Raw genomic sequence first — 797 nt, 5'->3', positions numbered from 1 at the left:
GATCGATGGGGCGCAGCAGCCCCTCGCTGCAGCCACGGCGGGCATTGGCGGAGACCAGGTCGATGACGTCCCATTCGGTATCGCCGTTTTCTAGCTCCCTGCGCAGGCCCTCGAAGTTGCCGTCGTATTCCACCACCTCGACCTCGATACCGGTTTCCTCTTCGAAGGGATCGAAGTAGGCGATGCGCTGGCTTTCCTCGTAAACACCGCCCCAGGAGACCACGGTCAGGGTCTCGTCCTCGGCCGCAGGGCCAGACGCGGGGATGAGAAGCAGGCCCAGAACCAGGGCCGGCAGGGCTTCAGGCCGCTTCATTTTCTTCCCTCCGCAATTCCCGGGAGATGTCCAGGTAGGCGCTGATGACCACGCCTTCCGGCGCCACGCCGATTAGGCGCCCGTTTTGTGTGGAGATTACGGGTGCGGTTTTGTTTAGGAAATTGATTAGGCTGTCCATGGCCGCCCGGATGCTGGTGGTCTCGTCGAAGATCACGGGGCTGCGTACATAGGTTTCGTCCGCCGTGCATTCGGATTCTTGTTCTAGGATGTGCCGCGCCGTGATGGTGCCCAGGTACTGGCCCGCGGCATCGGTGACGAAGAGGGTGTCCCAGCTCTGTTCGCGCAGGCGTGCGCGCAGGCTGCCCAGGCTGTCCTTCCGGTCACAGCGGGGATAGTCCGTGACCATGTAGTCGGTCAGGCAGGTGTGGGACAGGATTGCACCGTCCCGGCCCCGGGCCAGGTCGCAGCCCCGCTTCAGCAGCTGAACGTCGAAGATCGACCGCCCGAACAGGCGGAAGGCGAC

At 63.6% G+C, this 797-nt stretch carries 2 protein-coding genes; both read right to left on the bottom strand.

Features of this window, described 5'->3' with window-relative positions:
- Positions 1 to 313 (bottom strand): extracellular solute-binding protein (locus tag FRC98_RS20800; protein ID WP_230467880.1); only part of this gene is annotated, 313 nt, incomplete at its 3' end.
- The coding region (locus FRC98_RS20795; protein ID WP_146983498.1) for a CBS domain-containing protein at positions 300 to 797 on the bottom strand (498 nt) is incomplete at its 5' end. The genes FRC98_RS20795 and FRC98_RS20800, both read right to left, overlap by 14 nt.

Source organism: Lujinxingia vulgaris (assembly GCF_007997015.1).
GTDB classification, from domain to species: domain Bacteria; phylum Myxococcota_A; class Bradymonadia; order Bradymonadales; family Bradymonadaceae; genus Lujinxingia; species Lujinxingia vulgaris.
The sequence above is the reverse complement of the archived record's forward strand: the minus strand, read 5'-3'. Positions and strand labels throughout refer to the sequence as shown.